The organism is Rhizobium sp. 862_C5_N1_2, assembly GCF_051811205.1.
GTDB classification, from domain to species: Bacteria; Pseudomonadota; Alphaproteobacteria; order Rhizobiales; family Rhizobiaceae; genus Rhizobium; species Rhizobium leguminosarum.
In genome coordinates this window covers 42865-67130 of record NZ_JBPWPT010000001.1, presented here as the reverse complement: position 1 = coordinate 67130, position 24266 = coordinate 42865, and the positions used below count along the sequence as shown (strand labels likewise).

General features: G+C 61.7%; 26 protein-coding genes. 10 read left to right on the top strand and 16 right to left on the bottom strand.

Going from position 1 to position 24266, the window contains the following annotated elements; all coding sequences use genetic code 11:
• Window positions 1-237 precede the first annotated feature (237 nt).
• Window positions 238-1104, bottom strand: a complete 867-nt coding sequence (locus ACD590_RS00335) for an LOG family protein (RefSeq protein ID WP_026230888.1) — start codon at window positions 1102-1104, stop codon at window positions 238-240.
• A gap of 193 nt (window positions 1105-1297) precedes the next feature.
• Here ACD590_RS00335 and dapD point away from each other — a divergent pair, with 193 nt between their 5' ends.
• The 3 genes from dapD (at window position 1298) to ACD590_RS00320 (ending at window position 4036) form a co-directional block, all read left to right on the top strand.
• Complete coding sequence (gene dapD / locus ACD590_RS00330) at window positions 1298-2158, top strand: 2,3,4,5-tetrahydropyridine-2,6-dicarboxylate N-succinyltransferase (protein ID WP_028731656.1); 861 nt, start codon at window positions 1298-1300, stop codon at window positions 2156-2158.
• A gap of 101 nt (window positions 2159-2259) precedes the next feature.
• The gene (dapE, locus tag ACD590_RS00325) at window positions 2260-3453 is read left to right on the top strand and encodes a succinyl-diaminopimelate desuccinylase (RefSeq protein WP_439001918.1); all 1194 of its coding nucleotides are present in this window, start codon (window positions 2260-2262) and stop codon (window positions 3451-3453) included.
• Window positions 3440-4036: a hypothetical protein gene (locus tag ACD590_RS00320; protein WP_018447757.1), complete on the top strand. Its 597-nt coding sequence runs from the start codon at window positions 3440-3442 to the stop codon at window positions 4034-4036. The genes dapE and ACD590_RS00320 overlap by 14 nt, the downstream gene beginning before the upstream one ends.
• A 25-nt stretch (window positions 4037-4061) precedes the next feature.
• On the opposite strand, the gene truA is transcribed toward ACD590_RS00320, so the two are convergent.
• The 6 genes from truA to ACD590_RS00290 all read right to left on the bottom strand — a co-directional run bounded on the left by truA (window position 4062) and on the right by ACD590_RS00290 (window position 8940).
• The gene (gene truA, locus ACD590_RS00315) at window positions 4062-4862 is read right to left on the bottom strand and encodes a tRNA pseudouridine(38-40) synthase TruA (protein ID WP_028731658.1); all 801 of its coding nucleotides are present in this window, start codon (window positions 4860-4862) and stop codon (window positions 4062-4064) included.
• Window positions 4862-5797, bottom strand: a complete 936-nt coding sequence (gene fmt, locus ACD590_RS00310; protein WP_439001917.1) for a methionyl-tRNA formyltransferase — start codon at window positions 5795-5797, stop codon at window positions 4862-4864. Before fmt ends, truA begins: the two co-directional genes overlap by 1 nt.
• A gap of 20 nt (window positions 5798-5817) precedes the next feature.
• Window positions 5818-6237, bottom strand: coding sequence for a type II toxin-antitoxin system VapC family toxin (locus tag ACD590_RS00305; protein WP_028731660.1), 420 nt, complete (start codon window positions 6235-6237; stop codon window positions 5818-5820).
• Entirely contained in the window at window positions 6234-6494 is a 261-nt protein-coding gene (locus ACD590_RS00300; RefSeq protein WP_018244532.1) for a FitA-like ribbon-helix-helix domain-containing protein, read from the bottom strand. The genes ACD590_RS00305 and ACD590_RS00300 overlap by 4 nt, the downstream gene beginning before the upstream one ends.
• Before the next feature lie 65 nt (window positions 6495-6559).
• The gene (def, locus tag ACD590_RS00295; protein WP_026230889.1) at window positions 6560-7075 is read right to left on the bottom strand and encodes a peptide deformylase; all 516 of its coding nucleotides are present in this window, start codon (window positions 7073-7075) and stop codon (window positions 6560-6562) included.
• 368 nt (window positions 7076-7443) lie between these two features.
• Window positions 7444-8940 (bottom strand): methyl-accepting chemotaxis protein, encoded by a 1497-nt coding sequence (locus ACD590_RS00290; RefSeq protein ID WP_439001916.1) that lies wholly within the window; start codon window positions 8938-8940, stop codon window positions 7444-7446.
• Window positions 8941-9145: 205 nt separating this feature from the next.
• Here ACD590_RS00290 and ACD590_RS00285 point away from each other — a divergent pair, with 205 nt between their 5' ends.
• The 3 genes from ACD590_RS00285 (at window position 9146) to ACD590_RS00275 (ending at window position 14038) form a co-directional block, all read left to right on the top strand.
• Window positions 9146-10372 carry a DNA recombination protein RmuC gene (locus ACD590_RS00285; RefSeq protein ID WP_439001915.1) on the top strand — a complete coding sequence of 409 codons (1227 nt, stop codon included), beginning with the start codon at window positions 9146-9148 and terminating at the stop codon, window positions 10370-10372.
• An 80-nt stretch (window positions 10373-10452) separates the two neighbouring features.
• A complete protein-coding gene (locus tag ACD590_RS00280; protein ID WP_128408555.1) occupies window positions 10453-11352 on the top strand; it encodes a ribokinase in 900 nt (299 codons plus the stop codon).
• Window positions 11353-11698: 346 nt separating this feature from the next.
• On the top strand, window positions 11699-14038 hold the full coding sequence (locus ACD590_RS00275; protein ID WP_439001914.1) for a methyl-accepting chemotaxis protein: 2340 nt from the start codon (window positions 11699-11701) through the stop codon (window positions 14036-14038).
• Window positions 14039-14125: 87 nt separating this feature from the next.
• Here the strand turns inward: ACD590_RS00275 and ptsN are convergent, their stop codons facing one another.
• The 7 genes from ptsN to lptC all read right to left on the bottom strand — a co-directional run bounded on the left by ptsN (window position 14126) and on the right by lptC (window position 20433).
• The gene (gene ptsN / locus ACD590_RS00270) at window positions 14126-14590 is read right to left on the bottom strand and encodes a PTS IIA-like nitrogen regulatory protein PtsN (protein WP_018244527.1); all 465 of its coding nucleotides are present in this window, start codon (window positions 14588-14590) and stop codon (window positions 14126-14128) included.
• A gap of 73 nt (window positions 14591-14663) precedes the next feature.
• Window positions 14664-15239, bottom strand: a complete 576-nt coding sequence (hpf, locus tag ACD590_RS00265) for a ribosome hibernation-promoting factor, HPF/YfiA family (protein ID WP_017958734.1) — start codon at window positions 15237-15239, stop codon at window positions 14664-14666.
• 292 nt (window positions 15240-15531) lie between these two features.
• Complete coding sequence (locus tag ACD590_RS00260; protein WP_439001913.1) at window positions 15532-16455, bottom strand: DMT family transporter; 924 nt, start codon at window positions 16453-16455, stop codon at window positions 15532-15534.
• Between the two features lie 129 nt (window positions 16456-16584).
• Complete coding sequence (gene rpoN / locus ACD590_RS00255; RefSeq protein WP_018244525.1) at window positions 16585-18144, bottom strand: RNA polymerase factor sigma-54; 1560 nt, start codon at window positions 18142-18144, stop codon at window positions 16585-16587.
• Window positions 18145-18299: 155 nt separating this feature from the next.
• Complete coding sequence (gene lptB / locus ACD590_RS00250) at window positions 18300-19076, bottom strand: LPS export ABC transporter ATP-binding protein (protein ID WP_003556077.1); 777 nt, start codon at window positions 19074-19076, stop codon at window positions 18300-18302.
• 40 nt (window positions 19077-19116) lie between these two features.
• Entirely contained in the window at window positions 19117-19752 is a 636-nt protein-coding gene (locus ACD590_RS00245) for an LptA/OstA family protein (protein WP_439001912.1), read from the bottom strand.
• 15 nt (window positions 19753-19767) lie between these two features.
• Entirely contained in the window at window positions 19768-20433 is a 666-nt protein-coding gene (gene lptC / locus ACD590_RS00240; RefSeq protein ID WP_439001911.1) for an LPS export ABC transporter periplasmic protein LptC, read from the bottom strand.
• A 225-nt stretch (window positions 20434-20658) separates the two neighbouring features.
• Here lptC and sppA point away from each other — a divergent pair, with 225 nt between their 5' ends.
• From sppA to ACD590_RS00225, 3 genes are all read left to right on the top strand, one after another.
• Window positions 20659-21609 (top strand): signal peptide peptidase SppA, encoded by a 951-nt coding sequence (sppA, locus tag ACD590_RS00235; RefSeq protein WP_439001910.1) that lies wholly within the window; start codon window positions 20659-20661, stop codon window positions 21607-21609.
• Window positions 21610-21638: 29 nt separating this feature from the next.
• Entirely contained in the window at window positions 21639-21938 is a 300-nt protein-coding gene (locus ACD590_RS00230) for an integration host factor subunit beta (RefSeq protein ID WP_003544934.1), read from the top strand.
• Between the two features lie 163 nt (window positions 21939-22101).
• Window positions 22102-22434, top strand: a complete 333-nt coding sequence (locus ACD590_RS00225; RefSeq protein ID WP_018447771.1) for a LapA family protein — start codon at window positions 22102-22104, stop codon at window positions 22432-22434.
• Between the two features lie 52 nt (window positions 22435-22486).
• Here ACD590_RS00225 and ACD590_RS00220 read toward each other — a convergent pair whose 3' ends face one another.
• On the bottom strand, window positions 22487-22921 hold the full coding sequence (locus ACD590_RS00220; RefSeq protein ID WP_026230891.1) for a GNAT family N-acetyltransferase: 435 nt from the start codon (window positions 22919-22921) through the stop codon (window positions 22487-22489).
• A gap of 37 nt (window positions 22922-22958) precedes the next feature.
• A complete protein-coding gene (locus ACD590_RS00215) occupies window positions 22959-23414 on the bottom strand; it encodes an SRPBCC family protein (RefSeq protein WP_047617260.1) in 456 nt (151 codons plus the stop codon).
• 121 nt (window positions 23415-23535) lie between these two features.
• Here ACD590_RS00215 and ACD590_RS00210 point away from each other — a divergent pair, with 121 nt between their 5' ends.
• Window positions 23536-24126, top strand: coding sequence for an NUDIX hydrolase (locus tag ACD590_RS00210; protein ID WP_282680766.1), 591 nt, complete (start codon window positions 23536-23538; stop codon window positions 24124-24126).
• The last annotated feature ends 140 nt before the right edge of the window (window positions 24127-24266 follow it).

Genomic DNA, 24266 nt, shown 5'->3' with positions numbered 1-24266 from the left:
AGGCCGGATCGGCCTAAAATCTCAATCCTGTTCTAAGTTAAAGAGTGAGAGCATGATGTCGTCCGAAAACCGCTCACACTTTTCGGCATCATGCTCTATCTCTTTGTTTTCACGCAATTCCGGACGCAAAACCGCTACGCACTTTTGCTGGAATTGCTCTAAGGCCGGACGACGACATGCCCTTGCCTTTCCCCGTCTCGACGGGGAGAGGCTCTGCAGCTTACCCCTCCGAAGCGCCTATTCGCGGTGTTCGTAGAAATTCTGGACGATCTTCCATGCCTCTTCGGCCGTATCGACGAAGCTGATCAGCTTGACGTCGTCGGGCGCAATCGTCCCGAATTCCGCCAATGCGTCGAAATTGATGATGCTCCGCCAGAACGCCTCCCCGAAAAGGATCAGCGGCAGGCGCTCCATGCGGCCGGTCTGGATCAGCGTCAGGCATTCGAAGAATTCGTCGAGCGTGCCGAAGCCGCCGGGAAAGACCGCGATCGCCTTGGCGCGCACCATGAAATGCATCTTGCGGATGGCAAAATAGTGGAAGTTGAAGCTGAGTTCCGGCGTCACATAGGCGTTCGGTGCCTGCTCGTGCGGCAGTACGATGTTGAGGCCGATCGAAGGGGCGCCCTCGTCGGCCGCGCCGCGATTGCCGGCCTCCATCACGCCAGGGCCGCCGCCGGTGACGATGACATATTCGTGGAAATTGAAGGTGGCAGAATATTTCGAGCAGAGCCGGGCGAATTTGCGCGCCTCGTCATAATAGACGGAAGCCGCCTCCAGGTTGACGCGCTGGATATCGTTGCGGGCCGCCCAGGCGCTCTGGCCGGGGGCGGGAATGCGGGCGCCGCCGAACATGACGACGGTCGACCTGATGCCGCGTTCGGTCAGCATCATTTCCGGCTTCATCAGTTCCAGCTGCAGGCGGATCGGCCGCAGCTCCTCGCGGCAGAGGAAATCCTCGTCGACATAGGCAAGGCGGTAGGCAGGCGACATCGTCTGCGGCGTCTTCGGCACGGCTTCGGCGCGCTGCCTGTCGGTTGAGCTGCTCTTCAGCGGGTCCCATACGCCATCCTTGCGCCGCGAACCGCCGTTTCGTCCCTTCGCCATCTCGAAATGCCTTTCAGTATTGCCGGCTACGAAGCCGGATATGTCGCTATAACGCCTTGAATCCAGGTATGATCTTGTCGGAAAAATCATTCCGTTCTACGGCTTCATGCTGTAGAGCAGGGTAAACCCCGCCAACCGCAGTTCCGGAGACCCCGCCGTCTCCACGATAAAGATCGAAGTTTAAGGAATTCTCATGAGCGCCACCGACCTCGCATCCCTCGAAAAGATCATCGAAGCCGCCTTCGACAATCGCGACAATGTGAACACGTCGACGAAGGGCGAGGTTCGCGATGCAGTCGAATCAGCACTCGATCTGCTCGATGCCGGCCGGGCCCGCGTTGCCGAACGCTCCGCCGACGGTGCCTGGACGGTCAATCAATGGCTGAAGAAGGCCGTGCTGCTGTCCTTCCGCCTCAACGACATGGATGTGGTGAAGGGCGGCTCGGGCAACTCGACCTGGTGGGACAAGGTTCCTTCGAAATTCGAGGGCTGGGGCGAGAACCACTTCCGCGCCGCCGGCTTCCGCGCCGTGCCGAACTGCGTCGTGCGCCGCTCGGCCTATATCGCCCCGAACGCGATCCTGATGCCCTCCTTCGTCAATCTCGGCGCCTATGTCGGCGAAGGCACGATGGTCGATACCTGGGCCACGGTCGGCTCCTGCGCGCAGATCGGCAAGCATGTGCATCTCTCCGGCGGCGTCGGCATCGGCGGCGTGCTGGAACCGATGCAGGCCGGCCCGACGATCATCGAGGACAATTGCTTCATCGGCGCCCGTTCCGAGGTGGTCGAAGGCTGCATCATCCGCGAAGGCTCGGTGCTCGGCATGGGCGTCTATATCGGCAAGTCGACCAAGATCGTCGACCGCGCCACCGGCGAGGTGACCTACGGCGAAGTGCCGCCCTATTCCGTCGTCGTCGCCGGCTCGATGCCGTCGGGCAATGCGACGATGGGCAACGGCCAGCCGGCGCCGCATCTCTACTGCGCCGTCATCGTCAAGCGCGTCGATGAGAAGACCCGCTCGAAGACCGGCATCAACGAGCTGCTCAGAGATTGATGACACCGGGACGTTGATCCGGTAAACAGACGGCGTCTTTTTACGCGAGGCGGCCCCGCCTTGCCATGTCTTTGCCATTCCCGCCGGATAGTTCGACCGCCATGACCGCTACCGACCCCGTCGCCAATCTCCAGACACTGATTCGCTGCCCGTCCGTGACGCCCGCCGAAGGTGGCGCACTGTCGGCGCTGGAGGCGATGCTTGCGCCGCTCGGCTTTACGGTCGACAGGGTGAAGGCGAGCGAGGCGGGAACGCCCGACATCGAAAACCTCTATGCCCGCCTCGGCAAGGATGGCCCGCATCTGATGTTTGCCGGCCATACCGATGTCGTGCCGGTCGGCGACGAAGCCGCCTGGACGCATCCGCCGTTTGCCGCCGAGATTTCGAAGGGCGAGCTTTTCGGCCGCGGCGCCGTCGACATGAAGGGCGGTATCGCCTGTTTCGTCGCCGCCGTCGCCCGGCACATCGAGAAAAACGGGCCGCCCAACGGCTCGATCTCCTTCCTGATCACCGGCGACGAGGAAGGTCCGGCAATCAACGGCACGATCAAGCTGCTGCAATGGGCGGCCGAACGCGGCGAAAGCTGGGATGCCTGCCTCGTCGGCGAGCCGACCAATCCGGACAGGCTCGGCGACATGATCAAGATCGGCCGGCGTGGCTCGCTGTCGGGTAAAATCACTGTTCATGGCGTCCAGGGTCATGCCGCCTATCCGCATCTTGCCGACAATCCGGTGCGCGGCATGCTGCAGCTCACTCACGCGCTGATGAACCCGCCGTTTGACGGCGGCACCGACGATTTCCAGCCGTCGAATCTCGAAGTGACCACGGTCGATGTCGGCAATCCGGCGACCAACGTCATTCCGGCCAAGGCATCGGCAAGCTTCAACATCCGCTTCAACGACAGCTGGACCGTTGAAACGCTGCGTGCCGAAATCCTGCGCCGTCTGGACGTTGCTGCCCGGGACGGCGCGTTGCGGCCGGACCGCAAGCCCGTGGCCTACGATATCGTCTGGGCCGATCGGCCGAGCCATGTCTTCCTGACGCGCAACAATGCGCTGATCGCCTCGCTGTCTTCAGCCGTCGAAAGCGTTTCCGGCCAGTCGCCGCGACTTTCGACCACCGGCGGCACATCGGATGCGCGCTTCATCAAGGATTATTGCCCGGTCGTCGAGTTCGGCCTCGTCGGCCAGACGATGCACATGGTCGACGAGCGCGTCGCTGTCGCCGATCTGGAGACGCTGACGGCGATCTACGAAACCTTCATCGCCCGCTGGTTCGCCAATGCCGGGCTTTAGGGAGGTTCAATATTACCTGGCCGGCCTCTGGCTGCTGATCCGGCTGGATCCGCGCGGCTTCCGCTACCTCGATATGTCCGAGCGCGGCGTCAATCGTTCGTTCTGGGCGATGCTCTGGTGCCTGCCGCCGATGGGTATTTCCTGGCTCTGGTGGCGACAGGCCTTTCTGCGGTCGATGCCGCCGGAAGCCGATGTCAACTTTGCCTTCTATATCAGGCTCGGCCTCGTCGAGGTCGCCAACTGGTTCGTGCCGCTGGTCTTTGCCGGGCTGCTGCTGCTTGCCGTCCGTATGGGCGAGCGTTTCGCCCCGGTCGTCGTCAGCGTCAACTGGCTCGGCGTGCCGCTCTCCTATATCAACGGGCTGCTGCTGGCGCTGGTGTTCTTCCTGCCCGGCTCCGTCGGCCTCGTCTCGCTGCTGCTGCTCGCCTTCATGCTGGCGCAGGTCTTCGTGCTGGCGCGCATCCTCCGGATGATCTGCCACGGTCACGCGCTGATGGTCGGGGCGCTGACACTGGTGCTGCTCGTGCCATCGATGATCCTTTCGGAATATCTGCAGCACTTCCTCGGCATCTATCCCGCCTGATCAGGCTCCTGCTGGAGCGGTATCTTCATGACAGATCATCATCAGTATCGGTGACCGGCCTTCGGCGATCGACGATCACCTCGGGATAATCCACCTGCATGAAATAGAGTCCGTCCGGCGGCGCCACCGGGCCGCAGGCCTTGCGGTCGCGCGCCTCAAGCGCTGCCTCGACATCATCAGGCGTCCATTTGCCTTCGCCGGCGAGCTTCAGCGTGCCGGCGAAGGAGCGGATCTGGTTGTGGAGAAAACTCTGCGCCGTGGCGCGGATCTCGATCAGTTCGCCATTGCGCGTCACATCCAGCCGGTCGAGCGTGCGCACCGGGCTGTTTGCCTGGCAATGGGCGGCGCGGAAGGTGGAGAAATCGTGCCTGCCGACCAGCCTCTGGGCGGCAGCGTGCATGACCTCGTGATCGAGCACCTTCGGCACCCACCAGGCCTTGCCGGCTTCGAGTGCCAGCGGCGCCCGGCGACTGACGATGCGATAGAGGTAATGGCGCCGCAGCGCCGAAAATCGCGCATCGAAGAATTCGGCAACCGCCTCAACATCGAGTATGGAGACGCGCTCGGCGGCGAGCCTCAGATGCGCGTTCAACGCATTCTGCAGCTGGTAGGGCGACCACTCCTTCGAAAGATCGGCATGGATCACCTGCCCCATGGCATGGACGCCGGAATCAGTGCGTCCGGCGCCGCGGATCGACACCGTCTCGCCGGTCAGCGACAGCACCGCGGCCTCGATCGCACCCTGCACCGAGGGGCCGTTCTCCTGCCGCTGCCAGCCGACATAGGGGCCGCCGTCATATTCGACGGTCATGCGGAAACGCGGCATCAGGTAAGCCTCGTGCCCGCCGCAAGCGGGGTGCCCCTGAGGAAATCGGCCGCCGCCAGCGGTTTGCCGCCGGCCTTCTGCAGCCTGGTCAGCCGCACCGCGCCCAAGGCGCAGGCGACCACGAGATCATCCGTCAGCAATTGCCCGTCAGCACCCTGCCCTTCAGCCAGTTCGGAAGCCAGCACCTTCACCCGCTCCGGCTTGCCGCCGATTTCGAGCTCGAACCAGGCCCCCGGAAACGGCGCCAGGCCGCGGATGTGATTGTGCACGTCCCTGGCATCCCTGGAAAAATCGATGCGCGTCTCGGCCTTGTCGATCTTGGCGGCATAAAGCACGCCGTCTTCCGGCTGCGGCGTCAGCGGCAGGTCGTTCATCTCGAGTTTCACCATGGCTTCCGCCATCGCCTTGGCGCCCACGAGCATCAGCCGGTCGTGCAGCTCGCCAGCCGTCATGTTCGGGCCGATCTCAACCTCGCGGGTCAGCGCGACGGCGCCGGTATCCAGACCCTTGTCCATCTTCATCACCATCATGCCGGTTTTTGCGTCGCCGGCCATGATCGCCCGCTGGATCGGAGCAGCACCGCGCCAGCGCGGCAGCAGCGAGGCATGGCCGTTGTAGCAGCCATCCCTTGTGCCGTTCAAAATCGCCTCCGGCAGCAACAGTCCGTAGGCAACGACGACGCCGACATCGGCATTGAAAGCGCGAAACCTCTCGCGCTCCTCGGGGTCCTTGAAATTGACCGGGGTGAAGACCGGGAGGCCCAGCAGTTCGGCCGCCTGATGCACCGGCGATTTCTGCAGATCGAGGCCGCGCCGCCCACCCGGCCGTGGCGGCTGCGTATAGACCGCAACGATCCTGTGCCCGGCATCGACGAGCAGGCGCAGGGTCGGGACCGAGAACTCCGGCGTTCCCATGAAGATGATGCGAAGAGACATGTTATCTCGCCAATTGAGGATCAACCGTCTTCAAACGGGTTTACGAGCTTGAGATCAAGCCCCTCGAAATCTCTGGTATTGCGGGTCGCAAGCGTCGCGCCGTTGGCAAGGCAGATGGCGGCAATCATAGCATCTTTGGTTTCCATCGGCCGTCCCGCCTTTCTGCGCTCCGCAGCCAACAGGCCGTAGCGATGCGCCGCACTCAGGGAAAAACCGAGGATGCGGCCCGAAAATTCCGACTCGATCCGATTGAAGTCGGACACCAGCGCTGTCTTTCGCCTGCCATCATCAAGGAGTTCAAGACCGTAACGCATTTCGGCGACGGCAATCGTCGTCAGAAAAAGCGTCTCGACGTCGTAGACGTCCAGCCAGTTCAATATCCGCTCGCTGTGGGTCCTCCCCTGCATTTCGGAAATCACATTCGTATCGAGGACGATCATCTGTCGAAGCGCGGCGGTTCGCGGTCGCGTTCGTGGCGAGATGCGGCGATGGCCTCAACTTCATCTTCGCTCAATCTTTCGTCACTCATCAGAGAGCGCAGGCGCTGCCCGGCGGAAGCTCCTGAGCGCTCGACGGCAATCTGCCGGCGCATGATTTCGATCGCCTCTTCCGAAAGGCTGCGGCCGTTGCGCTGCGCGCTTTCCTGAAGCTGCAGCTTCATTGCATCCGGAACATCTCGAATAAGCAGGTCACCCATTCGGCACCTCCATCATGATATCGGTGATATCATAGTGCCTCGCCTGTGAATTTTCAACGCAGCGCTCAGAGCGCCTTGGACTTTGCCGCCTTGGTGAATTTCTTGATGACCATCTCCCGCTTCAGCCGCGAGATATAATCGATGAAGAGCACGCCGTTCAGGTGGTCGATCTCGTGCTGCAGGCAGGTGGCGAGCAGTCCGTCGGCTTCCACGGTCTGTTCCTTGCCGTTCAGGTCGAGATATTTGACCGAGACGACAGCCGGGCGCTCGACCTCGGCATAATAATCCGGAATCGAAAGACAGCCTTCCTCATAGACGGAGCGCTCGTCGGAGGATTTGACGATCTCTGGATTGATGAACACCTGCGGCTGCTTTTCCTCGCCTTCGCGCGAGATGTCGATGACGAGCATGCGGCGCGGCACGCCGATCTGGATGGCGGCAAGGCCGATGCCCGGCGCGTCGTACATGGTTTCGAGCATATCGTCGGCAAGACGCTGCAGGTCGGAGTCCACCCGCTCGATCGGCTTGGACAGCTGGCGGAGAACGGGATCAGGAAGAATGATGAGTGGCTTGATGGTCATGGCGTTCCCATAACCCATCTTTTCCGACTATGGAATTATCCGGCAGGCGGGGAATACGCTTTTTTGCATCCCCGCCTGGAATTTCGCCATAGAGCCTTTCCTGGTCAGATTGAATCATTCTGTTGGCTCAAACGGAGTCGGATGGTCGACCGGCCGGCGCGCGTCGTAGCCAAGCTCTACGGCCAAGCCGGCCGGTCGATCAGCCGGCCCGTTTCAGCCAACCCGAAGGGCCGGGCATCTTTCCGCCAGGATCAAAGGCGATCGGCTCGGACGTACCAAGAGGTATGCCCGTCGCCAATCGCCTCTGCCCTGACGAAAACCTGCTCCGGCAGAATGCTGCAATCTGACCAGGAAAGGCTCTATTCGCCTCAGGCCGCCCGGCGGGCAGCACCGGTGGAACGGCCTTCCGGCCGGGCGCGGAAGCGCCGCAGCAGCTCGATCAGGGTTTCCACCTCGTCCTTGAGGCGGCGCGTTTCCGCCGAAGACTGTTCGACCATGTCCGAATTCTGCTGGGTGATCGCACCCATGTTGCGGACGGCGACGCTGACCTCGTTGACGCCGGTCGCCTGATCGCGGGCGGCGGCGGCGATATCGGCGACGAAACGGTTGATGATGTCGATGCGGCTGATCATGTCGTTCAGCGCTTCGCCGGTGCTGGAGACGATGCCGACGCCCTGATTGACCTGGGTCGAGCTCTGGGAGATCAGGTTCTTGATCTCCTTGGCCGCTTCCGCGGTGCGCTGGGCGAGCTGGCGGACTTCCTGGGCGACGACGGCAAAACCCTTGCCGGCATCGCCGGCGCGCGCCGCCTCAACGCCAGCGTTCAGCGCCAGCAGATTGGTCTGGAAGGCGATCTCATCGATAACGCCGATGATCTTGGATATCCCGGTCGAGGATTTCTCGATGCCGGCCATCGCCGAGACGGCGCTGGTGACGAGTTCGCCGGAGTTCTTCGCCTTCTCCTGCGTCTCGCGCACGGCGGCCGAAGCCTTCTCGGCATTGGCCGCCGTCTGGCCGACGCTGACGGACAGCTGCTGCAGGGCAGCCGAACTCTCCTCGACTCCTGCCGCTTGCTGGGCAGTGCGCAGCGCCAGATCGTTGGTTGCATTGGAAATGACGTCGGCGCCGCTCATGATATGGCCAGAAGTCTCGCGCACGGAGGCGAAGGACTGGCGAAGGGCGCTGACGGCGCGGTTGTAGTCCTCCGCCATCTGCCGGAAATTGCCCGGCAGGTCGGACGGCAGGGTGGCTTCGAGATCGCCGTTCGACAGCGCTTCCAGACCGCGGCGCAGCTGCTCCAGCGCGATCGCCTGATCGGATTCGGCCTGGGCACGCTCCTCTTCCAAGGCGCGGCGCTTGGCTTCGAGCGTCTCGAGATAGACCGAGATGGAATAATCCATGTCGAGCATGCCGGCCTTGATGACGGCCGACAGCTTCTCGGCCAATGCCTTGGCCTCTCGGCGCGCAAAGATCGACGGCCACTGCTTCTCCATGATGCCTTTGACGAGCTCGGACATGACGATGGCGTAACCGCCAATATACCAGCGCGGCTCCAGTCCGATGCGGGCGTGCGTCCGGCCGACCGCGGTCACGCCGTTGACATAGCTCTCGTCGAACGCGCCGCCGGCCAGATTGGCCCAATGATCCTGCTGGCGCTTCTTGGCATGGCCGACATGGTTCTTATCGGCGAAGAAGCCTGCGACAGCCGGGGTCTTGGCGATCTTGGCGTAGAATTTATCGAGGGCACCGCCGATCAGCTCCGATATGACCGGGCGCAGATCCCGCATCGACTTGCGCGCTGCCTCATCCAGTTCGATGAAATCGAGGCGCTGCCTGAGGGCGTTGTCGGTCTGCTGGGCGGTCATGGGGATCTCTGTACTTGGCGCGACGCGCGCGGGAAGGAATTTCTGCGCGCAGGTTTTGGCCAATATGGTTGAGCAATCGTTAAATCGGACGGCGATTTCTTCTCGCCGAGCGAGGAAGAGCGATGGCTTGCGAGGATATTGGGGGCCGCCCATTCCGTTCACGTTTTGATCTATATATTGCCGTTTCTTCTGTTATGCTCGCGGCATGACCATCCATTCCGAATCGCTCGCCCTTTCCCTTGCCTCGATCAGCCCGGCCATGCTGGCGCTCATCGGCGGAGTTCTCGCCGCCCTCGCCCTGCTGGTGGTCGTGCTTCTCCTGCGCAGTGCCAGCCTTCGCCGCGAGCAGGCGGAGGAAGCGAGCGTTCGGGCTGAGGAAAACGAAGCGCGGATGGCAGAGCTTTTGAAGATCCAGGCGGAGATGCAGGGTCGCATCGCTGTCATGACCGAGGTCTTCGGCGCGCGGCAGAGCGAACTCAACCAGACGATCAGCCAACGCCTCGACGGCATGTCGCAGCGGGTCAGCTCGACAATCACCGAGCAGACGAAATCGACGCATGAGAACCTGCAGCGGCTGCAGGAGCGGCTGGCGGTCATCGATGCCGCACAGAACAATATCCAGACGCTCGCCAAAGATGTCGTCGGGCTGCAGGCCATTCTGTCCAACAAGCAGACGCGCGGCGCCTTCGGCCAGTCCAGGATGGAAACGATCGTCGCCGACGGCCTGCCGATGGGCGCCTACGCCTTCCAGCAGACGCTGTCCAACGGTTCGCGGCCGGACTGCACGATCCGCATGCCGAACGGCGCGCCGCCGCTGGTGATCGACGCAAAATTTCCGCTGGAAGCCTGGAACGCGATCCGCGACGCCGGCAGCCCCGAGGCCGGCAAGATCGCCGGCCAGCAATTTCGCCGCGACATGGAGGTCCATATAAGGGACATTTCCGAGAAATATCTGATCCAGGGCGAAACCCAGGATACGGCCTTTCTCTTCGTGCCGTCCGAATCGATCTTCGCCGAGATCCACGAGCACTTCGAACCGGTGGTGCAGAAGGCGCACCGCGCGCGTATCGTCATCGTCTCGCCATCGCTGCTGATGCTGTCGATCCAGGTCATCCAGGCCGTGCTCAAGGATCAGCGCATGCGGGCGCAGGCGCATCTGATCCAGGGCGAGGTGGCGATCCTGATGGACGATCTCAGCCGCCTCGACGAGCGGGTGCGAAAGCTGCAGGGCCATTTCGCCATGGCGCAGAAGGATATCGACATGGTGGTCACGTCAGCCGACAAGCTCACCAGGCGCGGCGCCAAGATCGAAGCGCTGGAATTCGAGGCGGGTGGCGGCGATGCAAAACCCGCCCGCGACAGCGAAGCCGCGGCCAAATCAGTGGAAAGCCGCACTGGTCTTCTGAAGCTCCGGGTGGTTGACGAGGAGTGACCGCTTCGGGCAGTGTCTCGCCCGCATGAAACAGTTGGAGCATGATTTCATTTGCAGGCTCCAGAAGACGGGACACATTCATGATCACAGTTTTCGGGTCCATCAACATGGATCTCATCGCCACGACCGAGCGCCTGCCGAAGCCCGGCGAGACGGTGGCGGGCAACGGCTTTGCCACGGCCGCCGGCGGCAAGGGCGCCAACCAGGCGCTGGCGGCCCGGCGGGCCGGCCGCTACGTGCATATGGCCGGCGCCGTCGGCAAGGATGCTTTCGCCGCGGAGGCGCTGGCCCTGCTCGATGATGCAGGCACCGACCTTTCTCTGATCAAACATGTCGACGGTCCCACAGGCACGGCGCTGATCCTTGTCGGCGGCGACGGCGAAAACATGATTGCCGTCGTTCCCGGCGCCAATGGCCAGGTCACGCCCACCGATGCCGAGACGGCGATCGGCCGCATGAACGAAGGCGATATCCTGATGCTGCAGCTCGAAGTGCCGGCTGCTGCCGTCGAGCGCGCGCTGTCGGCCGCCCGCGCCAAGGGCGTCACCAGCATCCTCAACCTCGCGCCGCTGATCCCCGATGCCCCGCGTCTCGGCCGGCTCGCCGATATCGTCATTGCCAACGAGACCGAATTCGAGCGGCTTGCCGGACAGGAAGGCATGGACGCCGCAGCGCGTGAGGCAGCCCTTGTGCGCCTACACGCGGAGACGGGCCAGACGCTGATCGTAACGCTCGGCGGCGATGGGGTCATCGCCATTCGCGACGGGGCGATTTCAAGGGCGCAAGGTCTCAAGATCGAACCTGTCGATACGGTCGGCGCCGGAGACACTTTCTGCGGTTATTTCGCCGCGAGCCTCGACGACGGCCTCGATTTTGTCTCGGCGCTGCGCCGCGCGGCGGTTGCCGGTTCGCTCGCCTGCCTCAAGGCCGGGGCGCAACCGTCGATCCCTTTGAGCGAGGAAGTCGCAGACAGGATATAGCCGCGTCTCTTTGCGAAGCCGCCGGCAAAACTCCCTGTAATTCAGGGCGTTTCGGCGATTTTCATGGCCCCGATCGATAGAGTTTCATTTAAATTTAAGAGATTTCCGGCGATGTTCCTCGTGGTCGCCGGCGCCTCCCGCCTTTCGGATTCCGGACGTCCACCGCATAATTCCTTAAATCGGAGTCGATTTAAGGACAAAATTATGCAGCGATTCAAAGTGCTACAGCGTCCTTTGCGGCTCTCGAAAAGATGCGCGGCGCTGTAGCCGGCTGCCCCATGATGGGGCGAGCCTTTGCTCCTGTGCCGGAGAATGCCCGTTCGGCGCATCCTTGCCCGAGGACCCCATGTTCATTTTTCGCATGAAATCGCTTGCCGCGAAACTCATCGTCATCACCGGCATCGCCATCGCGCTTGTTCTCATCGTTTCGAACTTTTTCCTCATCGGCCAGACCCGGGATCGCGTCCAGACGCTGACGATGGATCAGGCCAACCTCGAGGCAAAGTCGATCGCCAATGAAATCGCCGCCAATGTCGGCGAACTCGCCAGCGCCGCACGCACCATGTCGGGCGTCATCGGCCGCGGCCATGAAGGCAAATCGCTCGATCGCAAGGGCATGATCAATGTGTTGAAGGCCAATCTCGAGCAGAACGCCTTCGCCTTCGGCAGCTGGTTCTGCGAGCAGCTCGGCGCGCTTGACGGCAAAACCACCGAGATCGCCAACAATAATGACGAAGGCACCAACAAGAACGGCGCCTTCACGCCCTACTGGTCGAAGACCAAGGACGGTGGCATTCAATATTCGACCTTCGATAATGATTATACCGCCGCATGGTGGAAGCTTGCCGCCGACAGCGGCAAGGGCGCGATCACCACGCCCTATATGGCCGAGGGAACAGATGTGCCGACGCTGCTGACCTCGATTGCCTATCCGGTCATGTCTGATGGTAAGATGATCGGCGTCGGCGGCGTCGACATTTCGCTGAAGTCGCTGACCGACAAGCTGCAGGCGCTGCATCCTTTCGGTTCGGGCCGCGTCACGCTGTTGTCGCAGGCCGGCAACTGGATCGTCGCGCCGATCCCCGACCTGATGACCAAGGAATATGACGGCGAGGGCGCCGACATCGTCAAGACGGCGCTGTCCAGCAAGCAGCCCGGTCTCGTCAGGAACCTCACCTATGACGGCCTCGATCCCTTCGATCGCGTCGTCTATCCGTTCGCGGTTCCCGGCGTCAACGCCACCTGGGTCGTGCTCGTCGACGTGCCACACACGGCGATTAACGCGCCGGTGCGAGACCAGACCTACGTGATGATCATCAACGGGCTGATCGTGCTTGGTGCCGTCATGCTGGCGCTCTATTTCGCCGTCCGCTCTTTCGTGCAACGGCCGCTCGGCGGGCTCGTCGCCAGCGTCAAAGCGCTGAGCGACGGCCAATATGGCGAACCGGTCGCTGCTCAAGATCGCAGCGACGAAGTCGGTTCGGTCGCCAAGGCGCTCGAAGGCTTCCGCTTCACGCTCGCCGACAGCCGCCGCCTCGAAGACGAAGCCGCCAGAGAACGGCAGGCGGCCGAGACCGAGCGTAGCCGCTCGGAATCGGAACGCCAGGAATCGGTGTCGCTGCAGCGCCATATCGTCTCGATCGTCGGCGCCGGCCTTTCCGCGCTGTCGCAGGGCAATCTTAGTCACCGCATCACCGACGAATTCCCCGGTGAATACGGCAAGCTGAAACAGGATTTCAACGCAGCGCTCGCGAGCCTGGAAGAGACCATCAACACGATGAACCTCAGCGTCGCCAATATCGGCTCCGGCACCGGTGAAATCAGCAACAGTGCTTCCGACCTCGCCAAGCGCACCGAGCAGCAGGCAGCAAGCCTGGAAGAGACGGCGGCCGCGCTCAACGAGCTCACCGCGCAGGTCGATTCCAGCGCCGAGAATGCGCGCACGGCAGCCGAGAACGTCAACCTCGCCTGCCAGGATGCCGAAAAGTCCGGCGAAGTGGTGCAGAAGGCGATTGCCTCGATGCAAGGGATCGAACAATCTTCGACGGAGGTTTCGCGGATCATCGGCGTCATCGACGAGATCGCCTTCCAGACCAACCTGCTGGCCCTGAATGCCGGTGTCGAGGCGGCGCGTGCCGGGGAAGCCGGCAAGGGTTTTGCCGTCGTCGCCCAGGAGGTGCGCGAACTCGCACAGCGTTCGGCCAATGCCGCAAAGGAAATCAAGACGCTGATCAACACCTCGGCCGTCCAGGTCAAGGAAGGCGTCGATCTCGTCGGGCGCGCCGGCGGCACGCTGCACAAGATCGCCGAACAGGTGATGGGCATCAACGACCTCATCCGGCAGATCTCGGCATCGGCCAGCGAACAGGCTGTCGGCCTGAAGGAAATCAACCAGGCCATGAACCAGATGGACCAGGTAACGCAGCAGAATGCGGCCATGGTGGAGGAAGCGACCGCGGCGAGCGTCGCACTCAACGACGAGGCGCAGACGCTGAAGTCGCTCGCCACCCGCTTCAATGTCTCGGGTTCGAGGAACGCCGCAGCCCTTGCCTCCGTCGCGCAAAAGATGCGGGCGCCGGCGGCTGCGGCCCCTTCGCTTCGCGTGAGCGCCCCGGCGGTCCGTCGCTCCCTTGCCCCGTCGCCTGGATCCGCGGCCGTGGCGCAGGACAGCTGGGAAGAGTTCTGATCGTTCAGCGCATCATAATGCGAAAGGCGCCTGAGAGATCAGGCGCCTTTCGCATTCGAGAATCGATGCGTTATCGCGCGACGTGCGTCAGGCAGCGTTCGACGTCTGCTCTTCGTTGAGGAAGGCATAGATCGCCTGGGAGGAATCGGTGGCGCGCAGCTTGGCGACCAGATCGTGATCGCGCAGCACGCGGGCGATCCGCGACAGAGCCTTGAGATGATCGGCGCCCGCCCCTTCCGGCGCAAGCAGCAGGAAGACGAGATCGACCGGCTGGTCGTCCAGCGCCTCGAAATCGACCGGCTGCTCCAGCCGGGCGAAGATGCCGACGATCGAATGGATGTTGACCAGCTTGCCGTGGGGAATGGCGATGCCGTTGCCGACGCCGGTCGAGCCAAGGCGCTCGCGCTGCAGGATGACGTCGAAGATCTCCCGTTCGGAGAGCCCGGTGATCCTGGCGGCTCTTGCGGCCAACTCCTGAAGCAGCTGTTTCTTGGAATTTACTCTGAGGGCGGGAATGATCGCATCCTGATGGAGCAAATCTGCCAATGCCATTTCTTTTTCCTTCTGTCGCCGGGATCAGATAATGCAAGGAGCGGCGGCAATACCGCCGCTCACCACCCTGATCTCAGCCTTTGATACTGGCTGAATCGATCCAGCCAATATTTCCGTCGTGCCGACGGTAAACGATGTTCAGATGTTCCTTGCCGGGGCTGCGGAACAGGAGAAGCGGCTCGTCGGTCATGTCGAGCGCCATCACGGCGGTGGCGACCGACATGGTCTTCAACTGCTTCGTGCTTTCAGCGACGATCGCGGGAGCGAAATCGTCGGCGATTTCATCATCGTGATCAGGAACGGAATCCATAACCGTGTAGGAGACCTCTGCAAAACCATTCAGATGGTTTCCGGCGTGATGGTCCTTCAGCTTGCGCTTGTAACGCCGCAGCCGTTTTTCGATCCGCTGGGAGGCGGCGTCGAAAGCCAACTGCGGGTCGGTCGCCTCGCCGGCCGCATGCAACACCACCCCGCTGTCCAGATGCAGCTTGCAATCCGCCGAGTAACGAGAACTCGCCTTTTCCACGGTCACCTGGCCGGAATATCCCCCGTCGAAGTATTTCGTGATGGCCATACCAATTTGGTCCTCGATCTTTTGACGGAAGGATTCACCAATTTCCATATGTTTCCCGGATACACGCACACTCATGGAGTTTCCCTTCTTATGGTCGTTTGCGGGTATCAGTTTACGCCAAGCATCAGGTTCATCCAAGCACTTCGCGCAATCTCAAGCAAGATCGGCTTAGGCCTGCGGGTCCTTGGTGCCCTGGGGATGATGGGGATAACTCCAGATGCCGTTCACGGCACCGATTGCGGCGCGCTTCTAGCCACAGGTTACCGAAAAGTCAATAGGGCGGCGAATCACCATCAGCGGCACTCGGACAACGTGTGTCGGGTACCTTGCTGGGCAACGCATGCCGCCAATCATCACCCTAACCACCTTACGCGTTTCTCGCTTGAGTTGTATTCACCTTTGCGGGGATCGTCATGGCAGCGACGCCTGCTATGACGCAGACGAGTCCGATCCAGGCCGTCGAGCTCAGCCTTTCGCCGAGGAAGACGATGCCGATCGCAACACCGATCGGCACTCTGAGATAGGCTTGCGAGGTGGTTCCGACCGAGCCCAGCGTCTGGATGAGACGGAAATAGATCGCAAAGGCGAGCGCCGTCGAAAAAGCGGAGAGGGCAAGCAGCGCCAGCATCGATGCTGCCGAGGGATCGAGCTCCCAGGGTCGATCGACGACGAGGCTCATGGGCAAGAGAATGACCGCGCCTGAGATCAGCGAGCCGGCGGCCGGCACTGCGGGATCGAGCCCCTTGAAGTTCTTGCTGAAAATCGCGGCACCTGCATAGCAGATGGTCGCCAGGATGATCGCGAGTTGCGCCATCAGGCTTTCGCCGAGACCGCCGAGCGCTTCGACGCCGATGACGAGGCAGATGCCGGCAAGCCCGGCCATAACGCCGAAAAGCCGTCGCAGCGTCACCTGCTCATGGCGGGTCATCAGCACGGTCAGCAGGAAGGTGAAGATCGGCGTTGCCGAATTCAGGATCACCGCCAATCCGGCATCGACGGACTGTTCGGCCCAGGCGATCAGTGTGAAGGGAACGACGCTGTTCAGACAGGCCTGAACGAAAAACCGCCGCCAGGTCGCACGATCGCGCGGCAGGCGGACACGCCGTTGGCGCAGCACGGCCAGCAGAATGCCCCCGGCAATCAGCGTGCGGGCGGCGATCAACGTTATAGGTGGGATCGTCTCGACGCCGATCTTGATGAAGCTATAGGAGGAACCCCAAAGGGTCGCCAGCACCAGCAGCAGGAAAAGCTCCCTGGCAAGGTTTGGATTTTGCGGCGTCATCGTCGGCATTTCGATCTTCGTTCAAGAGAATTCAAAGGGTTGCAGCGCCGTTGCGCGTCTGAAAAGACGCAGGGCGCTGGAGAGGAATAACGGGATTTGCGGGCAGAATGCTTCGATCCAGGTCGAAGCATGACAGCGTCAGAAGCCGGCGACCTTGGCGAGCGCCCGCTTCTCGCGGCGGCGCTGGACCGAAGAGGCGATGTTCATCGCCTCCCGGTATTTCGCAACCGTGCGGCGGGCGAGATCGACGCCGCCCTTCTTCAGCATGTCGACAATATCGTCATCGGAAAGCACCGCTTCCGGGCTTTCCTGCAGGATCAGCGCACGGATCTTGTGACGCACGGCCTCAGCCGAATGGCTGTCCCCACCAGCGACGGCGCTGATCGAGACGGTGAAGAAATATTTGAGTTCGAAGAGGCCGCGCGGCGTCAGCATATATTTGTTCGACGTGACGCGGCTGACGGTGGATTCATGCATCTTGATCGCCTCGGCGACCGTCTTCAGGTTCAGCGGGCGCAGATAGTCGACGCCGTGCAGCAGGAAGGCGTCCTGCTGGCGGACGATTTCGCTTGCCACCTTCATGATGGTTTTTGCCCGCTGATCAAGGCTGCGCGTCAGCCAGTTGGCGGTCTGCAGGCAATCGGAGAGGAAGGCGTGATCCTCGCCGTTCTTTGTCACCCGGGAAAAATAGGACTGGTTGACCAGCACGCGCGGCAGTGTATCCGGATTGAGCTCGACCAGCCAGCCGCCGTCCGAGGAGGCTCTGACGACCACATCCGGCATGATCGCTTCGGAAACACCTGCCTCGAAACCGCTGCCGGGCTTCGGATTGAGCTGGCGGATCTCGCCGAGCATGTCGAGAAGATCTTCCTCGTCGACGCCGCAGAGCCGCTTCAACGTGGCGAAATCGCGCCGGGCGAGCAGTTCGAGGTTTTCGACCAGAACCTGCATGGCGGGGTCGTATCGGTCCTTCTGCCGGAGCTGGATCGCCAGGCATTCGGCAAGGCTGCGGGCGAAAACACCCGGCGGATCGAGGCTCTGGAGGGTGGCGAGCACGCGCTCGGCCTGTGCGAGGCTCGTGCCCAGCCTCTCGCCCGCCTCGACGATATCGGCCTGCAGATAACCGCAGTCGTCGAGCTGGTCGACGAAATTCTGCGCGATCAGCCGGTCGGCCATGTCAGGCAGGACGAAGGGGATCTGCTGGGCGAGATGATCGCGCAGCGATACCTGGCCGGCGACGAAATCGTCGAGATCATAATCGGCGCCCTCGCCGCTGCCCGGCATCGATTTCCACTGGCTGACGAGCTCGGGCGCATCGAGGCGCTGCGGGGCGCCGTCATCAGGAAAGACGTTGGTATAATTGGCGTCGAGTTCGTCGTTCAGCCGGCTCGTGCTGGCACTGCCGCCATTGTCATACCAGTCGCTGGAGAGCGCCTCGGCGCGGTTGTCATAGCCATCGTCCGACCCGGCATCCTCCGGCTGATGAGCATACTGCTCATCTTCGCTTTCGCCACGTTCTCCGACCGCCTCGCCGTCATTCGACGGAAATTCGAGCAGCGGGTTCTTCTCCACTTCCATGGCGATGAACTGGTTGAGTTCGAAATGGGTCATCTGCAGCAACTGGATGGATTGCATCAGTTGCGGTGTCATCACCAGGGACTGGGTCTGGCGCAGGAAAAGATTGGCGGACAGTGCCATGACGGACGCGAAACTCCCCTCGATTCCTCCGGGAAACCGCGTCCGATCAAGGCTTCAGGCCACGGAAATCCAAGTTGGCCCAAAAATTGCTTTTTTATTGTATTTGGTCAAGCGGAACTATGCCGACAAGGTGAATTTCTGCGGGCCGCCCGGTATCAGAGGCTGAAATTGTCGCCGAGGTAGAGCCGGCGCACTTCCGGATTGTTGACGATGTCGTTCGCCCGGCCATGGGTCAGCACCTCACCGGCATGGATGATGTAGGCGCGGTCGATCAGACCCAGCGTCTCGCGTACATTGTGGTCGGTGATGAGAACGCCGATGCCGCGCGCCGTCAGGTGGTGAACGAGATTCTGGATGTCGGCGACCGAGATCGGGTCGACGCCGGCGAAGGGTTCGTCGAGCAGCATGAAGGTCGGGTCGGTCGCAAGCGCACGCGCGATTTCGAGGCGGCGGCGCTCACCGCCGGAAAGGGCGACGGCGGCACTCTTGCGCAGCTTCTGGATATGGAACTCCTCCAGCAGCTCGTTCAGCTTCTGCTCGCGCTCAGCCTTGTCCTTCACATGCACTTCGAGGACGGCGCGGATATTCTCTTCCACCGTCAGCCCACGGAAGATCGAGGCTTCCTGCGGCAGGTACCCGACGCCGAGACGCGAGCGGCGGTACATCGGCATGGTGGTGACGTCGTTGCCGTCGATCTCGATCGTGCCTTCGTCCACCGGCACAAGGCCGGTGATCATATAAAAACAGGTGGTCTTGCCGGCGCCGTTCGGGCCGAGCAGGCCGACAGCCTCGCCGCGGCGCACCACCAGCGAGACGCCGTTGACGACGCGCCGCGTCGCATAGGTCTTCGTCAGACCGCGTGCGATCAACGTTCCCTGATAACGGCTCTTGTCGGCGGCACCCGCAGCTTGTGGCCCGGGCTTGCCGAACATGGTGGATAGCGATGATAATTTCACGTGGGAGGCCGGCTTCTCAGTTCTGCTTCTGCTGCGGTGTATTCGGCTTCGATTTCGGATCGAGCTGAATTTGGACACGCCCGCCGCAGCTTTCAAGCTCCGCCTGGCCAGTCTGCATGTGAACCGTCAGTTTGCAGCCGGTAAAGACGTTCGGCCCGTCCGACAGGATAACCTTGTTCCCCTCATCTGCCGTGAGGATGAATGTCTGCGAGGCCATGTCGAAATTGCCGTCATCGGCGGTCGCCGTCTGCGTGCCCGAGGTCAAGAGGACCTTGTCCGTCACCAGGATCTTGTCGATATCAGCACTGCCCGATGCAAGCGAGGCCGACTGCTCAGGCTGGGCAGCGGGTTGCGCCCCGTCAGCAGCCGGCTTTGCCGTCTTGTCCTTGTAATAGACGGTCATCTTGCCGGACTGCATCGTCGTCGTGCCTTGAACGACCTTGACCTTGCCGGTGAAAAGCGCGGTGTGTTCCTGGTCATGGATCTCAAGCTTGTCGCTTTCGATCTGGATCGGCTGGTCGTTGGAAAGCTTCATGCCCGACATCGTGGTCGACTGCGCACCCGCGCCCGAGGCCGTCAGAATGAGGGCAAATGCGCCGGCAACGAATGCCATGCCTGTTTTGCAAGTGGAAATGCGACAATCTTTTGTCATGGATGACCCGGCTGGTTAAGTGCCCTGTTTATGGATGGTGGATGGATCGACATTCATGCGAACATTCCCCTCGAATGTGATCACCCGCCCCTTATCGGTTATCTCCATCGACTGCGCAACAATGGAGGCATTGTCCTTGGTTATGGTGACGGGATCGTCGCTCCGCATGTTTCCGCCCTTGATGTCGAGCTGGGCGGACTGGAAATTCGCATTGAGGCCGCTGCTCAGCACCAAAGTGAAGGGGGCCGTCATATGCAGATTGTCGGTGGCGCGGTTGTAGTCGGCGGTCGAGGCGACGACGCGGGCGATCAGGCCGTCATTCATCGGCACGGCGGCCTTGATGGTTTCGAGCGTGATGAGATTGGGATTGCGGATGTCCTGCAGCGCCCTTTCGGCCAGCATCGAATAGTTGATGCCATCGGAATTGCGGCCAGCGATCGCCGGCTTTTCCATCACGACCTTGCCGTTCTCGATCTTGGCGCCTTCCAACTTGATGTTCTCGGGCAGATAGATGCGGACCAACGCCACCGCGGTGAGGCTCGCTGCGATGACCAGGGCCGCCACCGGCAGCAATATTTTCAGCCGCCGCACGCGGGCGGAATGGAACAACGCATCGCCATAGGCATTCTTGCCCGACCCTGAATAGGCGGCATGTCCGTTGTTCTTCAGGGTATCGAGCATAGGCCTCGTCCATGTGCGGTGATCGCCGCGGCTTCATAACAAAGCCGGCCGCCAATCACAGTTCGTTTCGCATTATTACATTGGCTTGCCAATATGGAATTTTTTCTGCAACAAGCAACAAAACGGAAAAACATTGAAAAGTGGCATTCGTACGGGCCGCTGCCACCCTATTTCACCGGGTCGATCGGCGCCATGCCGAAGCCGGTGCCAGCGCTGGAGGTTTTTATGGACAGTTCGATCATCGCGGATCGCCGTCGGCTGCGCCGCAAGCTCGGCTTCTGGCGCCTCATCGCGGTGGCCCTCATCGTGGCACTTGGTTTCGCCTTCTACCGCTTCACCCTCGGCGATGCCGGGACGGAGCGCCCGCACATCGCCCATGTGACGATATCGGGGCTGATCGTCGACGACGACGAGCTTCTGGAGCGGCTGAAGAAGGTCGAGACCAGCGACCAGGTGAAGGCAGCAGTGATTTCGATCTCCTCGCCCGGTGGCACGACCTATGGCGGCGAAAAAATCTTCAAGGCGATCCGCGCGATATCAGCCAAGAAGCCTGTCGTCTCCGACGTCCGCACACTTGCCGCCTCTGCCGGCTACATGATCGCCACCGCCGGCGATACCATCATTGCCGGCGACAGCTCGATTACCGGCTCGATCGGCGTCATCTTCCAGTATCCGCAGATCCAGCCGCTGCTCGACAAGATCGGCGTCTCGCTGCAGGAGATCAAGTCTTCGCCGCTGAAGGCCGAGCCCTCGCCCTTCCACGAGGCGAGCGAGGAAGCCAAAGCGATGATCCGCAACATGGTGGTCGACAGCTATAACTGGTTCGTCGACTTGGTCGCCGACCGGCGCAAGCTGCCGCGCGACGAGGTGCTGAAACTGGCCGACGGCACGATCTATACCGGCCGCCAGGCGCTGAAGGTGAAACTCGTCGATGCCATCGGCGGCGAGGCTGAGATCCGTGCCTATCTCAAATCACGCGGCGTCGACGGCGATCTGCCGATGGTCGACTGGGACAAGAAGAGCAATACGCCCTTTCTGCTCGCTGGGGCTGTTTCGCGGTTGATTACGATCTTCGGTTATGATGATCTCATGAAAACCCAGGATATCAATGGAATCCTGCCCCCAAAGTTGCTTCTTGACGGGCTGCTTTCAGTTTGGCAGGTTGGCCACGATTGATAAGAAATCAATAATTTAAGGGGGCGAATGTGATCAAGTCCGAATTGGTGCAGATTGTTGCCGCACGCAACCCGCATCTCTATCATCGCGACGTCGAGAATATCGTCAACGCGGTTCTCGACGAGATCACGGATGCACTGGCTGCGGGTAACCGAGTCGAATTGCGCGGCTTTGGCGCCTTTTCGGTCAAGAACCGCCCTTCTCGCTCCGGCCGCAACCCGCGGACCGGCGACACCGTCTTCGTCGAGGAGAAGTGGGTGCCCTTCTTCAAGACCGGCAAGGAGCTGCGCGAGCGGCTCAATCCCGGCCAGGCCGACGAAGAGGATTGAGCGGCGCGAACCGCCTGCGGCGAAACCGCACTTGAACTCGAGGGCCGTTTTCCTATTCTGGTAACGCATCGTGCTTTGCGCGTCTTACAAAGACGCGTCGTGCTGTAAGCATGAAACGCGCCCCTCAAAAAGACCGGCGCAATCTGCCGCGTGGAGACCTCAAATGGCCAAGAAGATCGTCAACCTATTGATTTTGCTGCCGCTCGGCGTCATCCTCATCGTCTTCTGCGTCGCCAACCGGCAGAGCGTCACGCTCGCCTTCAATCCGTTCCGGCCTGATGATCAGGTGCTCGCGGTTTCCGCGCCCTTCTTCGTCTTCCTGTTCATCGCGCTGATTACAGGCATGCTGATCGGCGCGGCCGCCACCTGGTTCAGCCAGGGCAAACACCGCAAGCGCGCCCGCACCGAGGCCAAGGAAGCCATCCGCTGGCAAAGCGAGGCCGACCGCCACAAGAACCGCGCCGAGGAGATCGCCGGGCAGCTGCCGGCGCGATAAAACTGGTCAATATTCGTTTGGCTCGGTTTCGGCGGCCGGCTTTCGGCGGCAGTCAAATCGGAAAAAAGCTCAGCTCCTCATAGTCGCCCTCCGGCGACGCGCCGTTGCCGGTCACATGGAAACCATGGGAAAGGTAGAACGCCTTTGCCCGCCGGTTCTTTACCAGGCATTTCAGCCGGTACCGGTGTTGCGGCCATTGCGGCAGCGCGTGCAACAGCGCCGTGCCGGCGCCCCGACCCTGGAATTCCGGTCTTAAGTAGAGCATGTGGATGAAATCGTCCTCCGGCCAGAGCGACAGGAAGCCGGCTACGCTGCCATCCGCATGCTCGCAAACGAAGACCGTCTCGCCATTGGTATGGGCGGCGAAATCCTCGCGATGGAACTTGCCGGGATCGACCCAGACGAATGTTTCGCGGCGCACGGAAAGATAAATCTCCGCGAGCATTTCCTGGTCTTCCGCCCGCGGCGGCCTAATGGTCCACGTCATCATGCCGATTTAAACGAAGCTCCAACCCGCGCCAAGCCTAACCGGCCGCCATCTTCGCGACGACCGCGGCATTGAAATCCGAAAAGAACCCTTCGGCGAGCTTTTGCGAAGCCGAGTCGAGCAGACGGGCGCCGAGCTGGGCGAGCCTGCCGCCGAGTTCGGCCTTCGAGCGGTAGTGCAGGATAGTCTCGGCACCCCTTTCCTCAAGCACGATATCGGCGCTGCCCCTGGCGAAGCCGGCAAGACCGCCCTTGCCTTCGGCCGACAGCGTATAGCTCTTCGGCGCGTCGACATTGGAAAGCGTCAGCAGCCCATGGAAGGTGGCGGACAGCAGGCTGAACCTGACTTTGATCGTCGCCTCGAAGGCGCTCGGCGAAAGCCGCTCGATACCTTGGCAGCCTGGAATGCAGCCACGCATGATGTCGGGATCGTTGAGTGCTGCCCAGACGACGTCCCGCGGCGCGGCGATGCGTTCTTCGCCGGTGAAATCCATTCGATGGCCCCATCTTCGATTCGCTCATCTTATCCCAGCGGGAAAGCGCTTTGCCAAGGCGGGACGGAATGTTATCTGCCGGGTTCCGATGACACACATCTGACACACAAGGGATGGGCCGATGACCGACGAACTGAAGCCCTGGAGCGTGACGGCAAGCCGGATCACCTATGAGGACCGCTGGATCCGGGTCCGGAGCGACGATTGTGTCACCGCCGATGGAACCGTCATCGCGCCCTTTCATGTGCTCGATTATCCCGACTGGATCAACGTTATCCCTGTGATGCCCGACGGGCGCGTGCTGCTGACGCGAGAATACCGGCACGGCCGCGGCGAGATTGTGCTCGGTCTCGTCGCCGGCGGCGTCGAACGCAGCGACAGCAACACCGGCGATACGGCGTTGGCGGCAGCCCAGCGCGAACTCCGGGAGGAAACCGGCTATGAAGCCTCGACCTTCGTCAAACTGCTCACCTCCTATCCGAATGCCGCCAGCCACAGCAACGCCGTAACCAGCTGGCTGGCGCTCGGCCTGAGCAAGGCCGGCGAACCGCGTTTCGACCCGGGCGAGAAGGTCGAGCTGCTGTTTACCGATCTTGCTGCCATCCTTGCCGACCTGCAGTCCGGCGCCGTCATCATGCAGTCGATGCATGTCGCAGCCCTCTTTACGGCGGAAAGCTGGCTTCGCACACAGGCCTCCGAGGGCTTGAAATAGGCGTCGCGCCGGGAGAACCCGCTCCTCTTGCCCGGGCTCGGGCGGCTGCGCAGTTGATCCGCCACGCTTTTCTGGGCTACTGCATAGTCAAAGTGCTGCAGCGTCCTTTGCACGTCTGAAAAGACGCACGGCGCCGCAGC

Bases quoted from the DNA above. Each gene is read 5' to 3' on its own strand.
- ACD590_RS00335 (WP_026230888.1), bottom strand. From the start codon at position 1,104: ATGGCGAAGGGACGAAACGGCGGTTCGCGGCGCAAGGATGGCGTATGG.
- dapD (WP_028731656.1), top strand. From the start codon at position 1,298: ATGAGCGCCACCGACCTCGCATCCCTCGAAAAGATCATCGAAGCCGCC.
- dapE (WP_439001918.1), top strand. From the start codon at position 2,260: ATGACCGCTACCGACCCCGTCGCCAATCTCCAGACACTGATTCGCTGC.
- ACD590_RS00320 (WP_018447757.1), top strand. From the start codon at position 3,440: ATGCCGGGCTTTAGGGAGGTTCAATATTACCTGGCCGGCCTCTGGCTG.
- truA (WP_028731658.1), bottom strand. From the start codon at position 4,862: ATGCCGCGTTTCCGCATGACCGTCGAATATGACGGCGGCCCCTATGTC.
- fmt (WP_439001917.1), bottom strand. From the start codon at position 5,797: ATGTCTCTTCGCATCATCTTCATGGGAACGCCGGAGTTCTCGGTCCCG.
- ACD590_RS00305 (WP_028731660.1), bottom strand. From the start codon at position 6,237: ATGATCGTCCTCGATACGAATGTGATTTCCGAAATGCAGGGGAGGACC.
- ACD590_RS00300 (WP_018244532.1), bottom strand. From the start codon at position 6,494: ATGGGTGACCTGCTTATTCGAGATGTTCCGGATGCAATGAAGCTGCAG.
- def (WP_026230889.1), bottom strand. From the start codon at position 7,075: ATGACCATCAAGCCACTCATCATTCTTCCTGATCCCGTTCTCCGCCAG.
- ACD590_RS00290 (WP_439001916.1), bottom strand. From the start codon at position 8,940: ATGACCGCCCAGCAGACCGACAACGCCCTCAGGCAGCGCCTCGATTTC.
- ACD590_RS00285 (WP_439001915.1), top strand. From the start codon at position 9,146: ATGACCATCCATTCCGAATCGCTCGCCCTTTCCCTTGCCTCGATCAGC.
- ACD590_RS00280 (WP_128408555.1), top strand. From the start codon at position 10,453: ATGATCACAGTTTTCGGGTCCATCAACATGGATCTCATCGCCACGACC.
- ACD590_RS00275 (WP_439001914.1), top strand. From the start codon at position 11,699: ATGTTCATTTTTCGCATGAAATCGCTTGCCGCGAAACTCATCGTCATC.
- ptsN (WP_018244527.1), bottom strand. From the start codon at position 14,590: ATGGCATTGGCAGATTTGCTCCATCAGGATGCGATCATTCCCGCCCTC.
- hpf (WP_017958734.1), bottom strand. From the start codon at position 15,239: ATGAGTGTGCGTGTATCCGGGAAACATATGGAAATTGGTGAATCCTTC.
- ACD590_RS00260 (WP_439001913.1), bottom strand. From the start codon at position 16,455: ATGCCGACGATGACGCCGCAAAATCCAAACCTTGCCAGGGAGCTTTTC.
- rpoN (WP_018244525.1), bottom strand. From the start codon at position 18,144: ATGGCACTGTCCGCCAATCTTTTCCTGCGCCAGACCCAGTCCCTGGTG.
- lptB (WP_003556077.1), bottom strand. From the start codon at position 19,076: ATGTTCGGCAAGCCCGGGCCACAAGCTGCGGGTGCCGCCGACAAGAGC.
- ACD590_RS00245 (WP_439001912.1), bottom strand. From the start codon at position 19,752: ATGACAAAAGATTGTCGCATTTCCACTTGCAAAACAGGCATGGCATTC.
- lptC (WP_439001911.1), bottom strand. From the start codon at position 20,433: ATGCTCGATACCCTGAAGAACAACGGACATGCCGCCTATTCAGGGTCG.
- sppA (WP_439001910.1), top strand. From the start codon at position 20,659: ATGGACAGTTCGATCATCGCGGATCGCCGTCGGCTGCGCCGCAAGCTC.
- ACD590_RS00225 (WP_018447771.1), top strand. From the start codon at position 22,102: ATGGCCAAGAAGATCGTCAACCTATTGATTTTGCTGCCGCTCGGCGTC.
- ACD590_RS00220 (WP_026230891.1), bottom strand. From the start codon at position 22,921: ATGACGTGGACCATTAGGCCGCCGCGGGCGGAAGACCAGGAAATGCTC.
- ACD590_RS00215 (WP_047617260.1), bottom strand. From the start codon at position 23,414: ATGGATTTCACCGGCGAAGAACGCATCGCCGCGCCGCGGGACGTCGTC.
- ACD590_RS00210 (WP_282680766.1), top strand. From the start codon at position 23,536: ATGACCGACGAACTGAAGCCCTGGAGCGTGACGGCAAGCCGGATCACC.